Annotated in this window: 1 protein-coding gene and 1 pseudogene; both read right to left on the bottom strand. The window is 66.0% G+C overall.

Going from position 1 to position 874, the window contains the following annotated elements; all coding sequences use genetic code 11:
* Positions 1-294, bottom strand: a complete 294-nt coding sequence (locus tag G4Z14_RS19280) for an integrase core domain-containing protein (RefSeq protein WP_164628481.1) — start codon at positions 292-294, stop codon at positions 1-3.
* 362 nt (positions 295-656) lie between these two features.
* Positions 657-872 (bottom strand): annotated as a pseudogene (locus G4Z14_RS19275) (helix-turn-helix domain-containing protein); the annotation flags it as partial.
* Positions 873-874 lie beyond the last annotated feature (2 nt).

The following is an 874-nucleotide window of genomic DNA, read 5'->3' as shown; positions in this document are numbered from 1 at the left end:
CTAGGTGTGAGTTCTTAGGAGGTCATTCACCCTTGAGAAGGGTGATAGGCCGTTAAGGGCTGAGTGTGGTCTTGATTTGTTGAACCAGTCAAGCCAACGCGGCAGGTCGGCGTTTCGTGCGGTTGAGGACGTGTGTGCGAGGCCGTAGGCCCATTCTCGCATGAGCGTCTGGATAAACCTCTCGGCCTTGCCGTTGGTCTTGGGTGTGTAGGGCCGTGTGAAGATGTGGCGGATGGCCAGCAGGCGCAGGGCCTTGGCAAAGCGGCGGGAGCGGTAGGCGCTGCCCCTCGCCATCGGGTTCGAACCGATGGCGCCGCGATGGCTCGATCGGTCATGACCCGTTCGACCCTGATGCCCCGGGTGCGGAACCAGCGCAGGGCACGCAAGAGGAAACCGGTCGTGGTGTCCTTGCGCTCGTCCTTCAGCACTTCGACATAGGCCAAGCGGGTGGCATCATCGACGGCCACATGCACGAAGTCCCAACCCGCACCCCGGTTGCGCCCGCGTCGGTCGCCTGTGACCCTGTGGCCGGGGTGGTCGAACCGGCCCAACTTCTTGATATCGAAATGGATCAGCTCGCCCGGCCGCTCACGCTGAAAGCGGCGCACGGGCGCGGGCGGGTCGATCTGCGCCAACCGCCCCAACCCTTCGCGCCGGAGCCAGCGAGATACGGTGGACCGCCCCAGGCCAAGCTTGGCGGCAATCGCCGCACCCGTCATCCGCAGCGACCGGCGCAGATGCACGATCAGCGCCACTGTCGCCATGGTCAGCCGCCCCGCAACGCGGGCGGGGGCGCTTGCGCGATTGGAAAGTGCCGCGCCTCCGCCCGCGCGGAACCGGGCAAGCCATTTGCGAACCGTGCGGACAGACACCG

This window comes from Tabrizicola oligotrophica (assembly GCF_011008935.1).
In the GTDB taxonomy this organism is placed as follows: domain Bacteria; phylum Pseudomonadota; class Alphaproteobacteria; order Rhodobacterales; family Rhodobacteraceae; genus Tabrizicola_A; species Tabrizicola_A oligotrophica.
This window is presented reverse-complemented; position numbering and strand designations above follow the sequence as displayed.

What these genes read in the sequence shown, in the direction of transcription:
- G4Z14_RS19280 (WP_164628481.1), bottom strand. Translation starts at nt 294, where the DNA reads ATGGCGAGGGGCAGCGCCTACCGCTCCCGCCGCTTTGCCAAGGCCCTG.